At 61.5% G+C, this 977-nt stretch carries 1 protein-coding gene; it reads right to left on the reverse strand.

Features of this window, described 5'->3' with window-relative positions; translation table 11 throughout:
- On the reverse strand, window positions 1-977 hold a 977-nt coding region (gene fgd, locus BST17_RS28520), incomplete at both ends, for a glucose-6-phosphate dehydrogenase (coenzyme-F420) (protein WP_083062362.1).

Raw genomic sequence — 977 nt, forward strand, 5'->3', positions numbered from 1 at the left:
TGCGCAGCCGCGGTTCCAGATCGCGTTTGAACAGTTCCAGGAACCGGCGCTGGTCATGCCCGGGAGCATGGAACACCAGATGATTCAGACCCCAGTCCACATAATCCTTCACCTTGGCCACCGCCTCATCAGGATCCGAGGCCACAATCCAGCGCTTGGCGACCTGCTCGATCGGCAACGCATCCGCCGCCTTCTCCATCTCGATCGGATCATCGATGGAATGCTTCTGCTCCGCGGTCAACGACAACGGCGCCCAGAACCGGGTGTTCTCCAACGCCGCCTCCGGATCGGTGTCATAAGAAATCTTGATCTCGATCATCCGATCCACATCATCAGGATCCTTACCCGCCGCCTGCGCACCCTCACGCATCGCCGGAATCAACTTCTCCTTGTAGAGCTCCTCGCCCTTACCCGAAGTGCAGATGAACCCATCCCCGGCCCGGCCGGCGTACTTGGCCACCTGCGGCCCACCCGCGGCGATATAAATCGGGATACCCCCCTCGGGCACGTCATAGATCGACGCACCCTTGGTCTTGTAGAACTCACCCTCGAAATCGACCCGATCCCCCAGCCACAACTCCCGCATCAAGCGCACCGACTCCCGCAACCGGGCATAACGCTCCTTGAACTCCGGCCACTCACCCTCATAGCCCGTGGCGATCTCGTTGAGCGCCTCACCGGTACCCACACCCAAAAAGATGCGATTCGGATACAGACACCCCATCGTGGCGAAGGCCTGCGCGATCACCGCCGGGTTGTACCGAAACGTCGGAGTCAGCACCGAGGTCCCCAACTGCAACCGCTGGGTACGCTCCCCCACCGCGGTCATCCACGCCAGCGACCACGGAGCGTGCCCACCCTCATGACGCCACGGCTGGAAATGATCACTCACCGTCGCACTGTCCATACCGTGTTCCTCGGCAGCAACAGCAAGTTCGACCAACTCCCGAGGCGCAAACTGCTCCGCCGACGCCTTA

It is taken from the genome of Mycolicibacterium bacteremicum, from assembly GCF_002086115.1.
GTDB classification, from domain to species: domain Bacteria; phylum Actinomycetota; class Actinomycetes; order Mycobacteriales; family Mycobacteriaceae; genus Mycobacterium; species Mycobacterium bacteremicum.